The 1,075-nt window shown below is 73.5% G+C and carries 2 protein-coding genes; both read left to right on the top strand.

Annotation, left to right across the window (positions count from 1 at the left end; genetic code table 11):
- On the top strand, positions 1 to 440 hold a 440-nt coding region (locus AOK09_RS35930; protein ID WP_157876183.1), incomplete at its 5' end, for a hypothetical protein.
- A 1-nt stretch (position 441) separates the two neighbouring features.
- Positions 442 to 765: a hypothetical protein gene (locus AOK09_RS35925; protein WP_055591371.1), complete on the top strand. Its 324-nt coding sequence runs from the start codon at positions 442 to 444 to the stop codon at positions 763 to 765.
- The last annotated feature ends 310 nt before the right edge of the window (positions 766 to 1,075 follow it).

Here is a 1,075-nt window from a genome sequence, read left to right as displayed (position 1 = left end):
ACACCACCAACCCCGACGGCTCCACCACCCTCCACCTCAAGCGCTGCTGCAACGGCTGCGGCGAGCAGCTCGGCGACGTCATCGACCGCGACATCGACAGCCGCGGCAACCTCACCGACGTCCGCGGCGAGTGCCCCCGCTGCGCCGCGGTGGTCGAGCTGGAGGCGGCCGGCTGCCAGACCTGGATGCTCACCCGGCGCAACATCGACCGGGTCGACGCCGCGGTCGACCGGGACGGGATCTTCGCGAAGGGCTACTGGCAGGACGTCGACGGCAAGAACACCGTCGTCGGCCTGCGGATCGGCCAGTACCCGGACCACGTCGTCGCGTACTTCGGCGACTGGGTCATCCGGCATCCCGACGGCCGGTGGACCACGCTGCGGCCGGCCACGCCGGACGCCCCCGAGGCCCCTGCCGCTGCGCCCGGTCAGGAGGCCTGACATGGGGTGGGCCAGCGGAGACCAGGTCTTCGCCCCCGTCGCCAGGAAGCTCGTCGAGCTCGGCGCCTCGGCCGAGGTGAAGCGGCAGGTGTGCAGCGTTCTCATCAACGCGCTGCAGGACCGCGGCTGGGACACCGAGGGCGAGTCCCTCGGAGAGTTCCAGGACGACCCGGCGATCGTCGCGGCATTCCGGGAGCGGGGCGTCGTCGCGACGTGCGGAGATCAGGGCGGGCCGCCGGAGGCCGACTGGTGCGCCCTCGAGGAAGGCCACGAGCCGGACCACGCCGACGACCTGGGCCACACCTGGCCGCGGGGGCCTCGGTGAGCCCGGCTACGGCGGCCGGGGTCGTTGTCGCCTGCTGGTTCGCCGCTCAGCTCGTCGTGGACGCGGTGGTGGATCTCCGGCGCGATCACCCCGCGAACGTGCCCGGCGGCGCCTCTGCCGCCTCCGCAGCCCCTCGTGCGGCCCCGGCGCCATCCGCGCCGCCGATCGGCCCGCAGACGCCCACGCAGCCCCTCGGCCCCAAACGCCCCTACCGCACCACCCGACACGCCCTCAGAAAGGCCCAGCCGTGACCATCTCCGCCCTCCGCGCGCTCCAGGACGAGGCGCAGCCCCTGTCTCTTATCCACACT

This window comes from Peterkaempfera griseoplana (assembly GCF_001418575.1).
Classification (GTDB): domain Bacteria; phylum Actinomycetota; class Actinomycetes; order Streptomycetales; family Streptomycetaceae; genus Peterkaempfera; species Peterkaempfera griseoplana.
Note: the sequence above shows the minus strand (reverse complement) of the source record. Positions and strands in the feature narration are given on the sequence as shown.

Excerpts from the sequence above, each read along its gene's own strand:
- AOK09_RS35925 (WP_055591371.1), top strand. The coding sequence starts at position 442 with ATGGGGTGGGCCAGCGGAGACCAGGTCTTCGCCCCCGTCGCCAGGAAG.